The following is a 17101-nucleotide window of genomic DNA, read 5'->3' as shown; positions in this document are numbered from 1 at the left end:
CCTTAGCGGCAGATCTGCCAGAAGCCCATGTCCAGGTGAAAGTGATTGCGGTGTGCGGCGTTGTACTCAGGCCCCAGCACCGTGTTGAAACTGTCGCAGGCACTGGCGTGCACATCCCTTAAAAACTTCGCTTTGACGCCCTCGCCCGGCCAGTCCTTGAGCAACTGGATACGCTGCCCGTCCGCCAGGCGAAAGCCGGCGATATCCAGGGCATTGGCCGTGGCGTGCTGGCTCAGGCGGCCATTCTTGCGGTTGTACATGTTGCGACAGGCAAAGCTGCCCAGGTGATCGACCTGCACCACCGGCTGGGCAAAGGCGCGCTGCGCCGCCGGTTGCAGAGCGTGGCGCTCGAACAGCGCATAAGCCACCGCCAAGGGGCAACTGGCGAGAAAGCTGCTGCTCAGGCGCACCGACGAGCCTTCGACGCGCACCACGTTTTCCAGGGGGCACGGCGCATTGGCCGGGCTGTCGGCCTGCTTGCGGTAGCGCAGGCTGGAAGTGGCCAGGGCCTGCTCGCACAGCTGCGGATCATCCTCGAGGCGGCCCAATTTATACGGCGTAAGCAGGTTCGGCGGCTGGCGCACATCCAGCGCCGCCCAGGGGTTCCAGGCATCCGGCAGACGCCAGCCCAGGCGCCAGGCAGCACCCAGTGCAACGAGCAGAATCAGACACACTACAGCGAGCAATCCTTTGCGCATGGTCGATCAGCGCCTGAACAACTGGTTGAGCTGGTCGAAGGACAGCGCCTGGTCGGCGTAGTCAAAACGGCCTTGATCGTGAATCTGCTGCGCGGCGTTGAAAAACGCCCCATAGGCGGCCCGCGCCAGCGATGAGCCGACGCTGATGCGCTTGACCCCAAGCGCTTGAACGTCGGCAAAACTCAAGCGCACACCGCTCAGGCCCATCAGCACATTGACCGGCTTCGGCGCCACCGCCTGGACCACCCGACGGATCTCCTCGGCCGTACGCAAGCCCGGCGCATACAGCACATCGGCGCCGGCTTCGGCGAAGGCCTGCAGGCGGGCAATGGTGTCGTCCAGATCCATGCGCCCGTGCAGCAGGTTTTCCGCGCGGGCACAGAGCATGAACGGAAAGTCCAGGCTGCGCGCGGCGGCGACGGCCGCCTCGACCCGCTCCACGGCGTGATAGAAGCTGTAGATTGGCTCTTCGCCATTGCCGCTGGCATCCTCGATCGAGCCGCCCACCAGGCCAATGGCGGCGCCCTGCAGGATCGCCTCGGCACAGCCCTTGGGGTCGTCGCTGAAACCGTTCTCAAGGTCGGCAGCCACCGGCAATGCCGTGGCATCGACAATGGCGCGGGCATTGACCAGGGTTTCATCCAGGCTCATCGCCCCTTCGGCATCTGGCCGCCCCAGGGAGAACGCCAGGCCGGCGCTGGTGGTGGCCAACGCCTCGAAGCCGAGGCTGGCCAGCAGCTTGGCCGAGCCGGCATCCCAGGGGTTGGGAATGACAAAGGCGCCATCGCGCTCATGCAGGGCTTTGAAGGCTTCGGCACGCAGGGTTTGCAGATCCATGATCTCGGCTCCCGGGCAGGCGGCAGGACGCGCTCAGAGCAGGCCGAGTTGTTCGGCTTCTGGCGTGCGGTCCAGTTCAGGCAAGGCCGCAAGCCCCGGCAGGCGCTCCATCAGGCCTTGATGAAAACGCCGGGCCAGGGCGGCGGCCAGGCGGTTGTCGGCAGTATGCAGGAAAACATAGGGGCTGCGCCCCTCCTCGATCCAGGCCGCGACCTTGTCCAGCCACGGCAGCAGAAACGGCTCGTTGGCGGCCAGCTCCGGGTGGCCGATGAAGCGGATCTGCGGGTGCTGGGTAAAGGCGGTCGGGCGAGGCGGCACGCGCGGTTTTTTCGACTGGGCGTGGAGCACCTCGGGCGTCTGTGAAGTACAACTGAACAACGCGCGAGGGTCGAGACAGATGCGCTCCACACCACGCTCAAGCAGCAGGCGGTTGAGCAGGCGCTCTTCCTCGCCCTTGCTGAAGAACGCCGCGTTGCGCACCTCGACGGCGATGGGCACGCCAGCCTCGTCGATAAAGTTCACCAGCTCGCTCAGGCGCGCCGGGCCGAAGGTTGCCGGCAACTGCAGCCAGTACGGCGCAACCCGTGCGCCAAGGGGCTTGAGCAATTCGATGAAGGACTGGGCGGCGGCCAGTTGAGCGTGCAGGTCACCGCTGTGGCTGATGTCGCCGGGGAACTTGGCGGTGAAGCGAAAGTGCGCCGGCATCAGCTGCGCCCAGCGTTCGATGGTCGCCGGTGCCGGGCGGGCATAAAAGGTGGTGTTGCCTTCTACGGCATTGAAGACCTGGCTATACAGGCCGAGGAAGTCGCTGGTTTTAGCCTCGACCGGGTACAGGTACTCGCGCCAGGCGTTTTCACTCCAGGACGGACAACCGACAAAATAGGGCAGCGTGGACAGACTCATCCATCAAATGTACAGGTCCAGCCCCAGTACTTCCATCTCCCAGTCAACGAAACCGGCAGTGGTCAGGTAGCTGGCCAGGGCATGGGCGGTGCGCTTGTTGCGCGCCCGCGGGAAGATCATGTCCTGAGGCCGCGCAGGCAGGCCGCCAGTGCGCGCCTGGCCGTGGCTGGCGCTGGCTTGCGCCTGTACTTCGAACTCGCCCGGCAGATCTTCGTCGTCCACGTCATCGGTACGTACCGGCGCTTTGCGCGGGGCTCGCTTGATGGGGTAGGACTGAGAAGAAAAACCGTCTATGCGCATGGCGATTACTCAGGAGCAGTGATGGCAATTTAGCAGCATCACTGATCCTTCGCTAATGCCCGATTGATAACTGGACCACAGAGCGGGCAAAAGGTTTTATTTTGCCTGGGAATAACCGACGAACTGCACTCAGCGCGCTTTTGGCGTGGCCACCTTGTCGCGCAGGTACACAGGTTGCGCGAGGTCGGCGGCAATCGCCTCGCCGCGCTGCCAGGCGAAGGTCGCCAGGCTCAGCAGGTCCTGGGCATGGGGCAGCAGGCTGGCGTCCTGGCCGCAGGCCTTGACCGCCAGGCGCTCGGCATAGCCCCAGCCAGTGCCCGCGCCAAACCAGTCGCCGCTGGCACCCTCGGGCAAAGCCACTTGCTCCGGTGGCAGCACCGCCTCCTTGCCCTGCAGGCGCATTTCGCCGTCAACGTTGCGATAGCAGCCCCAGTAGACCTCGTCCATGCGCGCATCGATTGCCGCCGCCACTTGCTGAACGCCCTGCTCACGCATCGCGCGCTGGGCCAGCACGGCCAGGTTGGACACCGGCAGCACCGGCCGCTCCAGGGCGAAGGCCAGGCCCTGGACCACGCCAATGGCAATACGCACGCCAGTGAAGGCGCCCGGGCCACGACCGAAGGCGATGGCATCGAGCTGTTGCAGGGTGACGCCGGCATCGGCCAGCAGTTGCTGGATCATCGGCAGCAGCTTCTGCGCGTGCAGGCGCGGGATCACCTCATAGTGGCTGGAAACCTTGCCATCATGCAGCAAGGCAACGGAGCAGGCTTCGGTGGCGGTGTCGAGGGCCAGCAAGGTGGTCATCGGGGGTTCCAGGGGCAAGAAAAAAGAGCAGCATTATAAACAACAACGGCCCGCAAGCGGGCCGTTGTCTGCACTACCGAGCGTCGATCAGCTCAGTGCGGCCAGGACCTTGGCGGTGATCGCGTCAACCGAGCCCACGCCTTCGATATGCGCGTACTTCGGCTTGCCAGCGTTGGCAGCCGAGAGCTTCTGGTAGAAGTCTACCAGCGGCTTGGTCTGGTCGTGGTAGACCGACAGGCGATGACGCACGGTTTCTTCGGTGTCGTCTTTGCGCTGCACCAGCGCTTCGCCGGTTTCGTCGTCCTTGCCTTCAACCTTTGGCGGGTTGTAGACAACGTGGTAAACGCGGCCCGAACCTTCGTGCACACGGCGGCCAGCGATACGCTGAACGATTTCTTCGTCTTCGACAGCGATTTCGACCACGGCATCCAGCTCGACGCCAGCAGTCACCAGGGCTTCAGCCTGAGGAATGGTGCGCGGGAAGCCGTCGAACAGGAAGCCGTTGGCGCAGTCAGGCTGGGCAATACGGTCCTTGACCAGGTTGATGATCAGCTCGTCGGAGACCAGCTTGCCAGCGTCCATGATCGCCTTGGCTTCCAGGCCCAGCGGGGTGCCGGCCTTGACTGCGGCGCGCAGCATGTCGCCAGTGGAAATCTGTGGAATGCCGAACTTTTCGGTGATGAACTTTGCCTGAGTACCTTTACCGGCCCCGGGAGCTCCCAGCAGAATTACGCGCATCTTGTGCTCCTCATTTTTTTGTAAGCAAATCAGTGGGTTTGCCACGCAGGGCCAATCCCGGAATTTGGGTGATGATCGTAATTTCGATCAAAAGGCTGCTCAAGATACACAGCGCCCGCAAGCCACACAAGCGCTCGAAAGTCGGAAAAACCCACGCACTGTGGCCACTTGCAGCACAGGTTGCGCCGAGCGCAACCTGTTGCTTTACAAGCATTCTGCCCTTCCTGGGCAAACCCTCGGCAAAGCGTTTTGCCAACTCAGCCGGTATTGCGCAAACCTGCCGCGATGCCGGCCACGGTGACCAGCAAGGCCTGCTCCAACGGGCTGTCCAGAGCGGCTTCACGCCCACGCGAGCGCGCCAGCAGCTCAGCCTGCAATAGATGCAGCGGGTCCAGATAGGTGTTGCGCAAGCGGATGAATTCCAGGGTTTCGGGGCTGTGCGCCAGTAGCACCGGCTGCCCGGTCAGCCCCAACACCACCTCGCACGCCTGCGACAATAGGTCGCGCAAATGTGCACCCAAAGGTCGCAGTTCTGGTTGCACCAGACGTTCGTCGTAGGAGCGGGCGATATCGGCATCGGCCTTGGCCAGAACCATCTCCAGCATGTCGATACGTGTGCGGAAAAACGGCCACTGCTCGCGCATCTCGGCCAGCAACGGCCCCTGGCCGCGAGCCAGGGCGTTGTTCAATGCCGCCTCCCAGCCGAGCCAGGCCGGCAGCATCAGGCGGGTCTGGGTCCAGCCGAAAATCCACGGGATCGCCCGCAGGCTTTCGATGCCACCGGCGCGGCGCTTGGCCGGGCGGCTGCCCAGCGGCAGGCGACCGAGTTCCTGCTCGGGGGTGGACTGGCGGAAGTACTCGACGAACTCGGGGTTGTCGCGCACCACGCCGCGATAGGCCTTGACGCCATCGGCGGCCAGCTGGTCCATCAGCGCGCGCCAGGCCGGTTGTGGCGGCGGCGGTGGCAGCAGGGTCGCTTCGAGCACCGCCGCCAGGTAGAGGTTCAGGTTCTGCTCGGCGATGTCCGGCAAGCCGAATTTGAAGCGGATCATCTCGCCCTGCTCGGTAGTGCGCAAGCGCCCGGCCACCGAACCCGGCGGCTGCGACAGGATCGCCGCGTGGGCCGGGCCGCCGCCACGCCCGACGGTACCGCCACGGCCGTGGAACAACAGCAGTTCGACCTGCTGCTCGCGGCAGATGCGCACCAGGGTTTCCTGGGCGCGGTACTGGGCCCAGGCCGCGGCCGTGGTGCCGGCATCCTTGGCCGAATCGGAATAGCCGATCATCACCTCCTGCGGGCCATGCAGGCCGGCGCGATACCCCGGCAAGCCCAGCAGGCGCTCCATCACCGGCCCGGCGTTATCCAGGTCAGCGAGGGTTTCGAACAACGGCACCACGCGCATCGGCCGCAGCACGCCGGCCTCTTTGAGCAGCAACTGCACCGCCAGCACATCGGAAGCGGCGCCGGCCATGGAGATCACATAGGAGCCCAGCGAAGCTGCCGGTGCAGCAGCAATCTCGCGGCAGGTGGCGAGCACTTCGGCGGTGTCGGCCTGGGGCTTGAAGTAGCTGGGCAGCAGCGGCCGCCGGCTGTTGAGTTCCTGCTGCAGGAAGGCCACACGCGCGTCTTCATCCCACTCGGCATAGCGGCCAAGGCCCAGGTATTCGGTGATTTCACTCAGCGCCGAGGTATGCCGGGCGGCGTCCTGGCGCACGTCCAGGCGCACCAGGAACAGGCCGAAAGTAACAGCCCGGCGCAGGCAGTCGAGCAGTGGGCCATCGGCGATAACCCCCATGCCACAGACGTGCAGCGACTCAAAGCACAGCTGCAATGGCTCGAACAGTTCACGGTTGTCCTGCAGCACTTCAGCGGCCGGCGCTTGCGCCGTGGTCAGCGCGGCATGGGCCCAGGCGCGGGTGATGCGCAGGCGCTCGCGCAATTGCTTGAGCACGGCGCGATAAGGCTCGGCCGACTCGCCCACCTTGGCCCTCAGCGCTTCGCTAGCCTGCTGCATCGACAGCTCGGCGGCCAGGGCATCGATATCGCGTAAAAACAGGTCAGCGGCCATCCAGCGCGCCAGCAACAGCACTTCACGGGTCACCGGCGCAGTGACATTGGGGTTGCCGTCACGGTCGCCGCCCATCCACGAGGCAAAGCGGATCGGCGCCGCCTCCAGCGGCAGGCGCAGGCCGGTGGCCTGGTGCAGGGCCTTGTCGACCTTGCGCAAGTGGTGTGGCACCGCTTGCCACAGCGAATGCTCAATCACCGCAAAGCCCCATTTGGCTTCGTCCACCGGGGTTGGCCGGGTGCGGCGGATTTCTTCGGTGTGCCAGGCTTCGGCGATCAGCCGCTGCAGGCGTTCGCGGATCTGCTCGCGTTCGGCAGGGGTCAGGTCGCGGTGATCCTGGGCGGCCAGTTGCGCGGCAATCGCGTCGTACTTCTGGATCAAGGTGCGCCGCGCCACCTCGGTCGGGTGGGCGGTAAGCACCAGCTCGATGCTGAGCTTGCCCAACTGCCGGGCCAGGGCATCGTCGCTGTGGCCGGCGGCCTTGAGCCGCGCCAGCAGTTCGGGCAGCACCCGCGCTTCGAAAGGTTCGGCCTGGCCGGCGTCGCGGCGGCGGATCAGCTGATACTGCTCGGCGATGTTGGCCAGGTTGAGAAACTGGTTGAAGGCCCGCGCCACGGGTAACAGCTGGTCTTCGGCGAGGTCATTGAGGGTCGAGCTCAGTTGCTCGGCGCTACCGCTGCGGTCGGCCTTGGCACTGCGGCGTATGTCCTCGATGGTCTGTAGAAATGCTTCGCCGTGCTGTTCGCGCACGGTATCGCCCAACAACTCGCCCAACAAATGAACATCTTCACGCAAGCGCACATCGATATCAGTCATCAGCCATGTCTCCGGCATTCGGGAAAACCGCTCTGGGTCCAGAGTGCCCCAGTAGCGCCCGGGCTTCAAGGCAGGGCCACGGCTGGGCTACATGGCTGAGCTACAGGGTTGAGCTACTGGGTGAACTACGCTCAACACAGGCATACAGGAGACCATCATGAAAATCCGTGATCTTGCCCAGCATTGGGAACAGCACGCCAAAGGCTCGCTGAGCCCCACCGGCCATGTCCTGCACCTGGACATGGAAGCGGCGGCGCGCCTGGCGGCCCTGGCCGAGATGTACCCCAAGCGCCAACCCGAAGAACTGCTCGGCGAACTGCTCGGGGCTGCGCTTGAAGAGCTGGAAGCGAGCTTTCCGTATGTTCAGGGCGCGCAGGTGATTGCCACCGACGAAGAGGGTGACCCGCTGTACCAGGACATCGGTCCGACCCCGCGGTTTCTTGCCCTTTCACGCCGCTACCTGCACGAGATGAGCAACCCCAAAGAGGCCGGCAAGCCTTGATCCACCCCGCCTCCTGATCCGCGCTGCGAGCGCCCGCGCAGGCGCTCGCGTACCGCCGGCACGCCTGAAAGTTCAACGAAAAACCCACTGACCGATCAGTCAGAAAAAACCGCGAACAAGCGGCACTTTTTTCTGAACTATTCAAAAAACGCTTCGGTCACAGCCAATAGCCATCACGGCAAAACCCTTTCAGAACCGGGTCAGAGCAGTCCCGTAGCTGACGGGTCGCGCCGATGGACTGTTACGGAATTCGTTGTTCATCAGGAGTGATCCAATGGAGTTGACCACCATGAAGACCCGCACCGCAAACACCCCGTCCACTCACCTGCGCGGGCTCAAGCTGGCCGCGCTGGCACTGGGCAGCAGCCTGGTCCTGGCCGGCTGTGCCGGCAACCCACCTACCGAGCAGTACGCTGTCACGCAATCGGCGGTCAATTCCGCTGTCAGCGCCGGCGGTACCGAGTTTGCCGCCGTCGAGATGAAGGCTGCGCAGGACAAGCTCAAACAGGCGGAAATCGCCATGCACGACAAGAAGTACGACGACGCCAAGCGCCTGGCCGAGCAGGCCGAGTGGGACGCCCGCGTCGCCGAGCGCAAGGCCCAGGCCGCCAAGGCCGAGAAAGCCGTACAGGATGCCCGCCAGGGCGTTCAGGACCTGCGTGAGGAAGGCATGCGCAGCGTCGAATGACGCCCGCTCGCCGACCCGTGCATTCGTAATCGATCAAAGGATGAACCATTATGCGTAAACACGTGATGATCCCCGCCCTTCTGGCCCTGAGCGTTGGCCTGGCCGCCTGCTCGACGCAGCCGAACGCCAACCTGGAATCGGCCCGGACCAACTTCTCGGCCCTGCAGAGCAACCCGCAGGCCGCCAAGGTCGCGGCCCTTGAGACCAAGGACGCCCAGGACTGGCTGAACAAGGCCGACAAGGCCTACATGGACAAGGAAGACTCGAAAAAAGTCGACCAGCTTGCCTACCTGACCAACCAGCGGGTTGAAGTGGCCAAGCAGACCATTGCCCTGCGCACTGCCGAAGGCAACCTGAAAAACGCTGCCGCCCAGCGTGCCCAGGCGCGCCTGGATGCCCGCGATGCGCAGATCAAGAAACTGCAGGACAGCCTCAACGCCAAGCAGACCGACCGCGGCACCCTGGTGACCTTCGGCGACGTGCTGTTCGACTTCGACAAGGCCACGCTCAAGAGCAGCGCCTACCCGAACATCACCAAGCTGGCGCAGTTCCTCCAGGAAAACCCTGACCGCAAGGTGATCGTCGAGGGCTACACCGACAGCAAGGGCAGCGCCAACTACAACCAGTCGCTGTCCGAGCGTCGCGCCGCCGCCGTGCGCATGGCGCTGGTTCGTGCCGGTGTAGATCCTGCGCGCATCGTCGCCCAGGGCTACGGCAAGGAGTATCCGGTGGCCGACAACACCAGCAACTCGGGTCGCGCGCAGAACCGTCGGGTGGAAGTGACCATTTCCAACGACAACCAGCCGGTGGCGCCGCGTTCGGTCAGCCAGCTGAACTGAAGCTAGCTGTGCAGTAAAAAAAATCCCGCCGAGTCTGGCGGGATTTTTGTTTGGCTTGCGGGTCTTCATCACGGGTCAAGTCGGATCGCCGCACCGCCGCTCCCGCAATTACTCTTTCACTTCTTGTGGGGTTTCCTGGCCCAGGCAACGCACCGCCTGCTTCTTGTTGTTGACCAGCACACCAGTCAGGCCTTTTTGCGCGGTATCGAACAACACCAGCACGCCATCGACGCACTGCGCCACCTGGCTGGCCGGCTGCAGGGAGATCTTGTAGTCCTCGCCAGGGATGGTCTTGAGCATGGTGAAGTCGGACAGCAGCAAGGCATCCTCGGGCTTGGCGAAATGCAGGTAACCGTAGTACCACAGGGCCGCGACGGTACCGATGATGCTGCAGACTCCGGTAATGATCAGCGGGATGGCGTTGCGTTCTTCACTCATTGCGACTTCTCGTCAGGGTAGTTGGGGACTTCGGCCAGGCGCCGCAGCCCGTTGAAATGCATCGGGTCGTCCAGAAAGCGCAACATGACCTGGCGCCAGGTCTTGTCGGCAAAGGTCTGCACATGCCCGCCACGGGTCAGCTGCAACACCCTCGGGGGCGGCGCAGCCTGATACAACTGCAGGCCGTTGACCAGCGGCACGATGGGGTCGTCGATGCTGTGGAAGAACAGCTTGGGCGGGGCCTTGATCTGCGCGATCGAATGGATCGCACTGTCGCCATCGGGCACCAGCCACGACAAAGGCACCTGCAGCGGCCAGGTCAACCACGAATTGCTCAGGGCAAAGCGCCCGACCTGACGGTAGCTGGCCGGTACGCCATCGAAAACCATGGCCTTGAAGCGCTCGGCCTGGCGCGGATGCTCGGCCAGGTAATGGATAGCCATTGAGCCGCCCAGGCTCTGGCCCAGCAGGATCTGCGGCTTGCCCTGCACCTCGGGGGCCTGGTCCAGCCAGGCCAGCGCCGCGGCGATGTCCTGGTAGACCTCCGGCAGCCCGGGCTTGCCCTGCGACAGGCCGTAGCCGCGGTAGTCGAGCAACAGCACCTGATAACCCTGCTCCGGCAACCACCAGCTGCCGCCCAGATGCCAGGCCAGATTGCCGCCATTGCCATGCAGGTGCAGCACCGTGCCCTTGACCTCGACACCAGCCTTGGCCGGCAGCCACCAGCCATGCAGGCGAGTGCCGTCGGCGGCGGTCAGGGTTACGTCGCGGTACGCGAGTTTGGCTTTCTCGGGGGTGAACGGCTGGCCAGGCTCGGGATAGAACAACAGCGAACTGCAACCGCCCAGACTCAGCAGCACCAGCAGCAGGCCCAGATGCCTGCGCCATGCTTCAGAGAATGTTCGAGTAATCGGCTTCAATCCGGTCCAGGCTCAGGTGGTTGAGGAAGTTGGAGAAACACATCCAGGCCGACAGCGCGTTGAGGTCGCGAAACTGCTCAGGCAGGTACTTGGGCGGTTCCACCAGGCCTTCATCGACCAGTTGGCGCAAGGTGCGCATGTCTTCAAGGGTGGTCTTGCCGCAGAACAACAAGGGGATCTGTTCGAGCTTGCCCTTGCGCACGGCCAACTGAATATAGTTGTAAACCATGATAAAGCCCTTGAGATAGGACAAGTCCTTGGTAAACGGCAAGCCGTTGGGCACCGAGCCACGGAACACCCGGCTGGCGTTGCCGTAGCTTTCGGCCATCTCGAAGCCCTGGGCACGGAAAAACTCATACACCTGCATGAAGTCGGCGCCCTCCTCGACCATATGGATGGCGCGGGTGCGGTTGGTCAGCTTGCGCAGGCGGCTGGGGTAGGAGGCGAAGGCGATCACTTCCATGAGGATCGCCAGGCCTTCCTGGGTCACGGTCGACGAGGGCGGGCCCTTGGCCAGGAAGGTGCAGATCGGCTGGTTGAGACCATTGAGGGTGGTGCCGACGTGCACCAGACCTTCGTGAACCTCCAGCGCGCGCACATCGCGGCTGTTGAACATGGCGTCGGCGCGGATCTTGATGTAGTCGGCGCCAGCGGCGGCGTCGGCGACGATACCGTCGGACTCGAACACGCGGATGGTGTCTTCGGCCTCGTTGAACACCTTGTTCAGGCGGCCCTGGAGCATCTCCACAGCCTGCTTGGCGGTGAGGTTCTTCGGCTCGTCCTTGAGGTCGCCACGGCCGTCGATGTTGTTCAGGTAGTCCGAGAGCATCAGGCCGAGGTCGGCCAGGGTCGGGTCACCGGCATGGAAGGCATCGGAGGCGGCGCCGTACAGTTCCTGGGAGATCAGGCCGAAATCCTCGGTGCCGCGCGCTTCGAGCATGCGCACCACCATGCGGTATTCCTTGCACATGCGCCGCATGATCTGCCCGACCGGGTTGAACTGGCCAAGCTGGCGGGTGATGTCGCGCTCGATGTTCTGGAACTCAAGCTTGACTGCCGCCGAGTCGAACGACAGCGGCCGGCCCTGGTAGTAGGCGCGGTCTACCGCTGGCAGCTCCTTGCCCTTGGCCTTGAGGAAACCCTGGCGGATGTTGTCGTCCCACTTCACCGCATCAAGCACGCGAATGGGCGTTTGCGCCAGGACAATGCGATCAGACAGGGCACGTATCGTCTGCTGGTACTCGTCCACCCTACACTCCTTGAATTGCGCTGATTACTTGCCGGCCCGCTTGAAGCGCGCCACTTCGATGAACAGGTCGGAGTTGGCCGGGTCGTCCAGGTAAGCCAGGACGCGCTCGGCCGGGCTGTCGATTAGAACCCCTTCGCCGTTTTCTTCGGGCACCTCGATGCTGCGGCCGCTGAGTTCTTTCTTCTGCACGGCCTGGTTGACCTGCTCGACATCAAGGTTGTAGACCACCAGTTCCTTGTTATCGAGCACTTCAAAACCGCCGATCAGGAAGTTGCCGCCCAGACGCTTGGGCACGCCGGCCGAGAGGTACCAGCGATTGCCGTGCTGGGACACGGTGAAGGCGTACTCGTCGCGCTTCTTGTTCTTGCCGATGGCCACTGCCTTGTAGGCGTTGCCACCGCTGCGGCTGATCTGCAGGGTCAGCGGCTCGCCCCAGGCGTCCTTGCTGGTCCAGGTGCCGAGCAGGGCCTTGGGTGCAGGTTTGTTGCCCGGAATCGGCTCGTTGAAGGTGACCAGACAACCGCCAAGCAGCAAGAACGACAATGCCAACAGCAGGGTTCTGGCTTTCATCAACCTCTCCTTGAAATAGGTTCGCGCCTTACACCGACGCCAAGACCAGATGCAGGTACCGGGTAAGAATAGCGAGCATCGGCGCTTCAGCCTGGGCTTGTTCAGCGTCGAGCAGGCCCTGATATTCCATCTGCTCGATAATCGCCGTCAACACCAGGGCATCCTGTTGTGGCTGACGTGAGCCTACCACCTGCAGCATCTGCACGGCGCCGCGCAGCAGAATCTGCTCGTGCAGCTTGACCAGCTCGGCCAGGCGCGGGCACAGCAGCGCCTCCTGGCGAAAGGCCTGCTCGGCCATCAGAAAGTCGCGGCGGTTATGCAATTGGCGCTGCACATAGTCGGTGGTCATCTTCGCTACTTCATCGGCCAGGCGCGCCCGCCACTGCGGGCTGCCATCGCCCTGGGAGAGCAACTGGCGCAGCACCACCTCGGTGTTCTCCCAGAGCTTGGCCATGTAGGCCGCGCTGCGTTCGACATACTGGGCGAAGGTGTCGGTGAGCAGGTCTTCGATGTCCTTGAAGTAATAGGTGGTCGCCGACAGCGGCACGCCGGCCTCGGCTGCCACCGCGCGGTGGCGCACGCCGCGCACGCCATCACGCACGACGATGCGCATGGCCGCGTCGAGGATCTGCTGGCGGCGCTGCTCGCTGCCTTCGCGGCTGGCCTTGCGGCCCTGGTACTGCACGCTTTCGGCCACCGCTGTAGCCACGCAGGCGGCGCCTTGTTGAGTCATTGCAGGAGTCACTGCTGGTCTACCCCAAACGTTGGATCCGATCGATGAATTTCTTCCAGGCATGAAAAAGCCGCCCCGGAAGGCGGCTTGTTCAGTTCGCTCAGGCCTGTGGGCGCATGTGCGGGAACAGGATGACGTCGCGAATCGATGGCGAGTTGGTCAGCAGCATCACCAGACGGTCGATGCCGATGCCTTCACCGGCGGTTGGCGGCATGCCGTATTCCAGGGCACGGACGAAGTCGGCATCGTAGTGCATGGCTTCGTCGTCACCGGCGTCTTTCTCGGCCACCTGGGCCATGAAGCGCTCGGCCTGGTCTTCGGCATCGTTGAGCTCGGAGTAGGCGTTGGCGATTTCACGGCCACCGATGAACAGCTCGAAGCGGTCGGTGACGTTCGGGTTGTCGTCGTTGCGACGGGCCAGCGGCGAGACTTCGAACGGGTACTGGGTGATGAAGTGCGGCTGCTCGAGCTTGTGCTCGACCAGCTCTTCGAAAATCATCACCTGCAGCTTGCCCAGGCCTTCGAAGCCGAGCACCTTGGCGCCGGCCTTCTTGGCGATCTCGCGGGCCTTGTCGATGTCCTGCAGGTCGGCGGCGCTGATCTCGGGGTTGTACTTGAGGATCGAGTCGAACACCGACAGGCGCACGAACGGCTCGCCGAAGTGGAACACCTTGTCGCCGTACGGCACGTCGGTGCTGCCCAGAACCAGCTGGGCCAGTTCGCGGAACAGCTCCTCGGTGAGGTCCATGTTGTCTTCGTAGTCGGCGTGGGCCTGGTAGAACTCGAGCATGGTGAACTCGGGGTTGTGCCGGGTCGAAACGCCTTCGTTACGGAAGTTGCGGTTGATCTCGAAGACCTTCTCGAAACCACCGACCACCAGGCGCTTGAGGTACAGCTCCGGGGCGATGCGCAGGAACATCTGCATGTCCAGGGCATTGTGGTGGGTTTCGAACGGCTTGGCTGCGGCGCCACCAGGAATGGTCTGCAGCATTGGCGTCTCGACTTCGAGGAAGTCGCGGGCCATAAGGAAGTTGCGGATGTGGGCAATGACCTGCGAGCGAACGCGGAAGGTGTGGCGGGTTTCATCGTTGACCATCAGGTCGACGTAGCGCTGGCGGTAGCGCTGCTCGGTGTCGGTCAGGCCGTGGTGCTTGTCCGGCAGCGGGCGCAGCGACTTGGTCAGCAGGCGCACGCTGGTCATTTCGACGTACAGGTCGCCCTTGCCGGAGCGCGCCAGGGTACCTTCGGCGGCGATGATGTCGCCCAGGTCCCAGGTCTTGACCGCGGCCAGGGTTTCTTCCGGCAGGGTCTTGCGGTTGACGTAGACCTGGATGCGCCCGGTCATGTCCTGGATCACCATGAACGAGCCACGGTTGAGCATGATGCGCCCGGCAACCTTGACCGGAATCGCTGCTGCTTCCAGCTCTTCCTTGGTCTTGTCGACATACTGTTTCTGCAGGTCGTTGCAGTAGCTGTCACGGCGGAAGTCGTTGGGGAAGGCGTTACCCTTGGCGCGCTCGGCAGCAAGTTTTTCCTTGCGCAGCGCGATCAGGTTGTTTTCTTCCTGTTGCAGGTCTTGCGATTCGGTCTTCAGGTCGCTCATGTCGTCATTCTTTCCATCAGGTATTCGTTGCCCTTTTCGGGCAGGGCGCGCGATGCCGGCGGGCGGCCGGGCATCGCGGCGGTGGTGTGCGGCTTACAGCCCCTGCTTGAGGCTCGCTTCCAGGTACTGGTCGAGGTCGCCGTCCAGCACCTTCTGGCAGTCGCTGCGCTCGACGCCGGTACGCAGGTCCTTGATACGCGAGTCATCCAGCACGTACGAACGGATCTGGTGGCCCCAGCCGATGTCCGACTTGCTGTCTTCCAATGCCTGCGAGGCGGCGTTGCGCTTCTGCATTTCCAGCTCGTACAACTTGGCCCGCAGCATTTTCATGGCGGTGTCCTTGTTGGCGTGCTGGGAGCGTTCGTTCTGGCAGGCCACCACGGTGTTGGTCGGCACGTGGGTGATACGTACTGCCGAGTCGGTGGTGTTTACGTGCTGGCCACCGGCGCCCGAGGAGCGGTAGGTGTCGACGCGCAGGTCGGACGGGTTGATGTCGATTTCGACCTTGTCGTCGATCTCGGGCGACACGAACACCGCCGAGAACGAGGTGTGGCGACGGGCGCCGGAGTCGAACGGGCTCTTGCGCACCAGGCGGTGCACGCCGATCTCGGTACGCAGCCAGCCGAAGGCGTACTCGCCCTTGATGTGCACGGTGGCACCCTTGATGCCGGCGACTTCACCCTCGGAAAGCTCGATGATGGTGGCGTCGAAACCGCGCTTGTCGGCCCAGCGCAGGTACATGCGCAGGAGGATGTTGGCCCAGTCCTGCGCTTCGGTACCACCGGAACCGGCCTGGATGTCCAGGTAGGCGTTGTTCATGTCCATCTCGCCGCTGAACATGCGACGGAACTCAAGCTGTGCCAGGCTTTCTTCCAGACCTTGCAGCTCGGTCACGACGTCGCTCGCGGCGCCTTCGTCATTTTCCTCGACGGCCATGTCGAGCAGGTCCTGGCAGTCGGCCAGGCCACCGGACATCTTGTCCAGGGTCTCGACGACCTGCGCCAGCATGGCACGTTCGCGGCCCAGGGCCTGAGCGTACTCGGGCTTGTTCCAGACGTTCGGGTCTTCGAGCTCGCGGTTGACTTCGATCAGGCGGTCATGCTTTTGATCGTAGTCAAAGATACCCCCGAATGGACTCGGAGCGCTCGGTGAGGTCCTTGATGGTGTTCAGGATCGGTTGGATTTCCATGGGCGGGCAGCTCTCGTGCGTATTCTGTAGAAAAGCCGGAGAGTATAGCGGAGTTAGAGCTTCAAGCGGCAAGCTACAAGCGACAAGAGGCCGGAGAAAAACCCGGCGCCAGGTTTTTTCTTGCAGCTTGAAGCTTGCCGCTTGTAGCTACCGTCAATCCACCCCGACCTGGTTACGGCCGTTGTTCTTGGCCAGGTACAGGCCTTTGTCCGCTGCCGAAATCAGTTGCCGGCAGTGGCTGCCGATGCCCGGGGTGAGGGTCGCCAGGCCGATACTCACGGTGAGCACCGAGTCGGCGTTGGGCATGGTGTGGGCGATGTTCATCGCCGCCACGGTCTGGCGCAGTTTTTCCGCCACCAGGCGGGCGCCACCCGGCGAGGTGTTGGGCAGCACCAGGGCGAATTCCTCGCCACCGTAACGGGCCGGCAGGTCGCTGGGGCGGGCGCAGGAGGCGCGAATGGCTTCGGCGACCTTGCGCAGCGCTTCGTCACCGGCCAGGTGGCCGAAGGTGTCGTTGAACGACTTGAAATAGTCGACATCGATCATCAGCAACGACAACTGCGCCTGTTCGCGCATGGCCCGGCGCCATTCCAGCTCCAGGTACTCGTCGAAGTGGCGACGGTTGGAAAGCCCCGTGAGGCCGTCGGAGTTCATCAGCCGCTGCAGCACCAGGTTGGTGTCGAGCAACTGCTGCTGGCTGACGCGCAGGGCGCGGTAGGCCTCGTCGCGCTGCAGCAGGGTCAGGTAGGAGCGCGAGTGGTAGCGGATACGCGCCACCAGCTCGATGTTGTCCGGCAGCTTCACCAGGTAGTCGTTGGCCCCGGCGGCAAAGGCGGCGCTCTTGACCAGCGGGTCCTCCTTGGTCGACAGGACGATGATCGGGATGTCCTGGGTGGCCGGGTTGTTGCGGTATTCGCGCACCAGGGTCAGGCCGTCAAGGCCGGGCATGATCAGGTCCTGGAGAATCACCGTGGGCTTGATGCGCACAGCCTGGGCCACCGCCTGGTGCGGGTCGGCGCAGAAGTGGAAATCGATGTTCTCTTCGTGAGCCAGGCCACGCCGCACCGCTTCGCCAATCATTGCCTGATCGTCGACCAAGAGGACCATTGCCGAATTTTCATTCATGGTCGGAAAACCGTCGAGCGGTAAATCATTCATGCGCTGTCACCTGGTCACTGCCGGCCAGCCGGCGTGGCTCAATACAT

At 63.5% G+C, this 17101-nt stretch carries 19 protein-coding genes; 3 read left to right on the top strand and 16 right to left on the bottom strand.

The genetic code is table 11. The features are described from left to right. Positions 1 to 2: 2 nt before the first annotated feature. The 8 genes from LOY37_RS05805 to ppc all read right to left on the bottom strand — a co-directional run bounded on the left by LOY37_RS05805 (position 3) and on the right by ppc (position 7165). Positions 3 to 698: an extensin family protein gene (locus LOY37_RS05805; RefSeq protein WP_258716456.1), complete on the bottom strand. Its 696-nt coding sequence runs from the start codon at positions 696 to 698 to the stop codon at positions 3 to 5. A gap of 6 nt (positions 699 to 704) precedes the next feature. Continuing rightward, on the bottom strand, positions 705 to 1535 hold the full coding sequence (locus LOY37_RS05800) for an oxaloacetate decarboxylase (protein ID WP_258716455.1): 831 nt from the start codon (positions 1533 to 1535) through the stop codon (positions 705 to 707). A 33-nt stretch (positions 1536 to 1568) separates the two neighbouring features. Continuing rightward, positions 1569 to 2438, bottom strand: a complete 870-nt coding sequence (locus LOY37_RS05795) for a DUF72 domain-containing protein (RefSeq protein WP_258716454.1) — start codon at positions 2436 to 2438, stop codon at positions 1569 to 1571. A gap of 3 nt (positions 2439 to 2441) precedes the next feature. Beyond that, complete coding sequence (locus tag LOY37_RS05790; RefSeq protein ID WP_045193656.1) at positions 2442 to 2738, bottom strand: hypothetical protein; 297 nt, start codon at positions 2736 to 2738, stop codon at positions 2442 to 2444. 129 nt (positions 2739 to 2867) lie between these two features. Then, positions 2868 to 3542, bottom strand: coding sequence for a tRNA (adenosine(37)-N6)-threonylcarbamoyltransferase complex dimerization subunit type 1 TsaB (tsaB, locus tag LOY37_RS05785; RefSeq protein WP_045193657.1), 675 nt, complete (start codon positions 3540 to 3542; stop codon positions 2868 to 2870). An 87-nt stretch (positions 3543 to 3629) separates the two neighbouring features. Next, the gene (gene adk, locus LOY37_RS05780; RefSeq protein ID WP_045193658.1) at positions 3630 to 4280 is read right to left on the bottom strand and encodes an adenylate kinase; all 651 of its coding nucleotides are present in this window, start codon (positions 4278 to 4280) and stop codon (positions 3630 to 3632) included. 10 nt (positions 4281 to 4290) lie between these two features. After that, on the bottom strand, positions 4291 to 4494 hold the full coding sequence (locus LOY37_RS05775) for a hypothetical protein (RefSeq protein ID WP_093386719.1): 204 nt from the start codon (positions 4492 to 4494) through the stop codon (positions 4291 to 4293). A 43-nt stretch (positions 4495 to 4537) separates the two neighbouring features. Further along, complete coding sequence (ppc, locus tag LOY37_RS05770; RefSeq protein ID WP_258716453.1) at positions 4538 to 7165, bottom strand: phosphoenolpyruvate carboxylase; 2628 nt, start codon at positions 7163 to 7165, stop codon at positions 4538 to 4540. A gap of 157 nt (positions 7166 to 7322) precedes the next feature. Here ppc and LOY37_RS05765 point away from each other — a divergent pair, with 157 nt between their 5' ends. The 3 genes from LOY37_RS05765 to LOY37_RS05755 all read left to right on the top strand — a co-directional run bounded on the left by LOY37_RS05765 (position 7323) and on the right by LOY37_RS05755 (position 9194). Continuing rightward, entirely contained in the window at positions 7323 to 7667 is a 345-nt protein-coding gene (locus LOY37_RS05765) for a pilin assembly protein (RefSeq protein WP_093386725.1), read from the top strand. Between the two features lie 274 nt (positions 7668 to 7941). Further along, positions 7942 to 8355 carry a DUF4398 domain-containing protein gene (locus tag LOY37_RS05760; protein ID WP_045193662.1) on the top strand — a complete coding sequence of 138 codons (414 nt, stop codon included), beginning with the start codon at positions 7942 to 7944 and terminating at the stop codon, positions 8353 to 8355. Between the two features lie 50 nt (positions 8356 to 8405). Continuing rightward, a complete protein-coding gene (locus LOY37_RS05755; protein WP_045193663.1) occupies positions 8406 to 9194 on the top strand; it encodes an OmpA family protein in 789 nt (262 codons plus the stop codon). A gap of 108 nt (positions 9195 to 9302) precedes the next feature. Here the strand turns inward: LOY37_RS05755 and LOY37_RS05750 are convergent, their stop codons facing one another. From LOY37_RS05750 to LOY37_RS05715, 8 genes are all read right to left on the bottom strand, one after another. After that, positions 9303 to 9632 (bottom strand): hypothetical protein, encoded by a 330-nt coding sequence (locus LOY37_RS05750; RefSeq protein ID WP_093386728.1) that lies wholly within the window; start codon positions 9630 to 9632, stop codon positions 9303 to 9305. After that, on the bottom strand, positions 9629 to 10552 hold the full coding sequence (locus LOY37_RS05745) for an alpha/beta hydrolase (RefSeq protein WP_045193665.1): 924 nt from the start codon (positions 10550 to 10552) through the stop codon (positions 9629 to 9631). The genes LOY37_RS05750 and LOY37_RS05745 overlap by 4 nt, the downstream gene beginning before the upstream one ends. Beyond that, positions 10524 to 11801, bottom strand: coding sequence for a flavohemoglobin expression-modulating QEGLA motif protein (locus LOY37_RS05740; protein ID WP_045193667.1), 1278 nt, complete (start codon positions 11799 to 11801; stop codon positions 10524 to 10526). The genes LOY37_RS05745 and LOY37_RS05740 overlap by 29 nt, the downstream gene beginning before the upstream one ends. A gap of 24 nt (positions 11802 to 11825) precedes the next feature. After that, on the bottom strand, positions 11826 to 12371 hold the full coding sequence (locus tag LOY37_RS05735) for a hypothetical protein (protein WP_045193668.1): 546 nt from the start codon (positions 12369 to 12371) through the stop codon (positions 11826 to 11828). 28 nt (positions 12372 to 12399) lie between these two features. Beyond that, positions 12400 to 13104 carry a TetR/AcrR family transcriptional regulator gene (locus LOY37_RS05730; RefSeq protein WP_093386736.1) on the bottom strand — a complete coding sequence of 235 codons (705 nt, stop codon included), beginning with the start codon at positions 13102 to 13104 and terminating at the stop codon, positions 12400 to 12402. Between the two features lie 100 nt (positions 13105 to 13204). After that, a complete protein-coding gene (gene lysS / locus LOY37_RS05725; RefSeq protein WP_045193670.1) occupies positions 13205 to 14707 on the bottom strand; it encodes a lysine--tRNA ligase in 1503 nt (500 codons plus the stop codon). A 93-nt stretch (positions 14708 to 14800) separates the two neighbouring features. Beyond that, a protein-coding gene (prfB, locus tag LOY37_RS05720; protein ID WP_143013309.1) for a peptide chain release factor 2 occupies positions 14801 to 15896 on the bottom strand; the annotation gives its coding sequence in 2 pieces (ribosomal slippage) (positions 14801 to 15823 and positions 15825 to 15896; 1095 coding nt in all). Positions 15897 to 16049: 153 nt separating this feature from the next. Next, on the bottom strand, positions 16050 to 17054 hold the full coding sequence (locus LOY37_RS05715) for a PleD family two-component system response regulator (RefSeq protein ID WP_045193671.1): 1005 nt from the start codon (positions 17052 to 17054) through the stop codon (positions 16050 to 16052). Positions 17055 to 17101: the final 47 nt, after the last annotated feature.

It is taken from the genome of Pseudomonas sp. B21-012 (genome assembly GCF_024749305.1).
In the GTDB taxonomy this organism is placed as follows: Bacteria; Pseudomonadota; Gammaproteobacteria; order Pseudomonadales; family Pseudomonadaceae; genus Aquipseudomonas.
The sequence above is the reverse complement of the archived record's forward strand: the minus strand, read 5'-3'. Positions and strand labels throughout refer to the sequence as shown.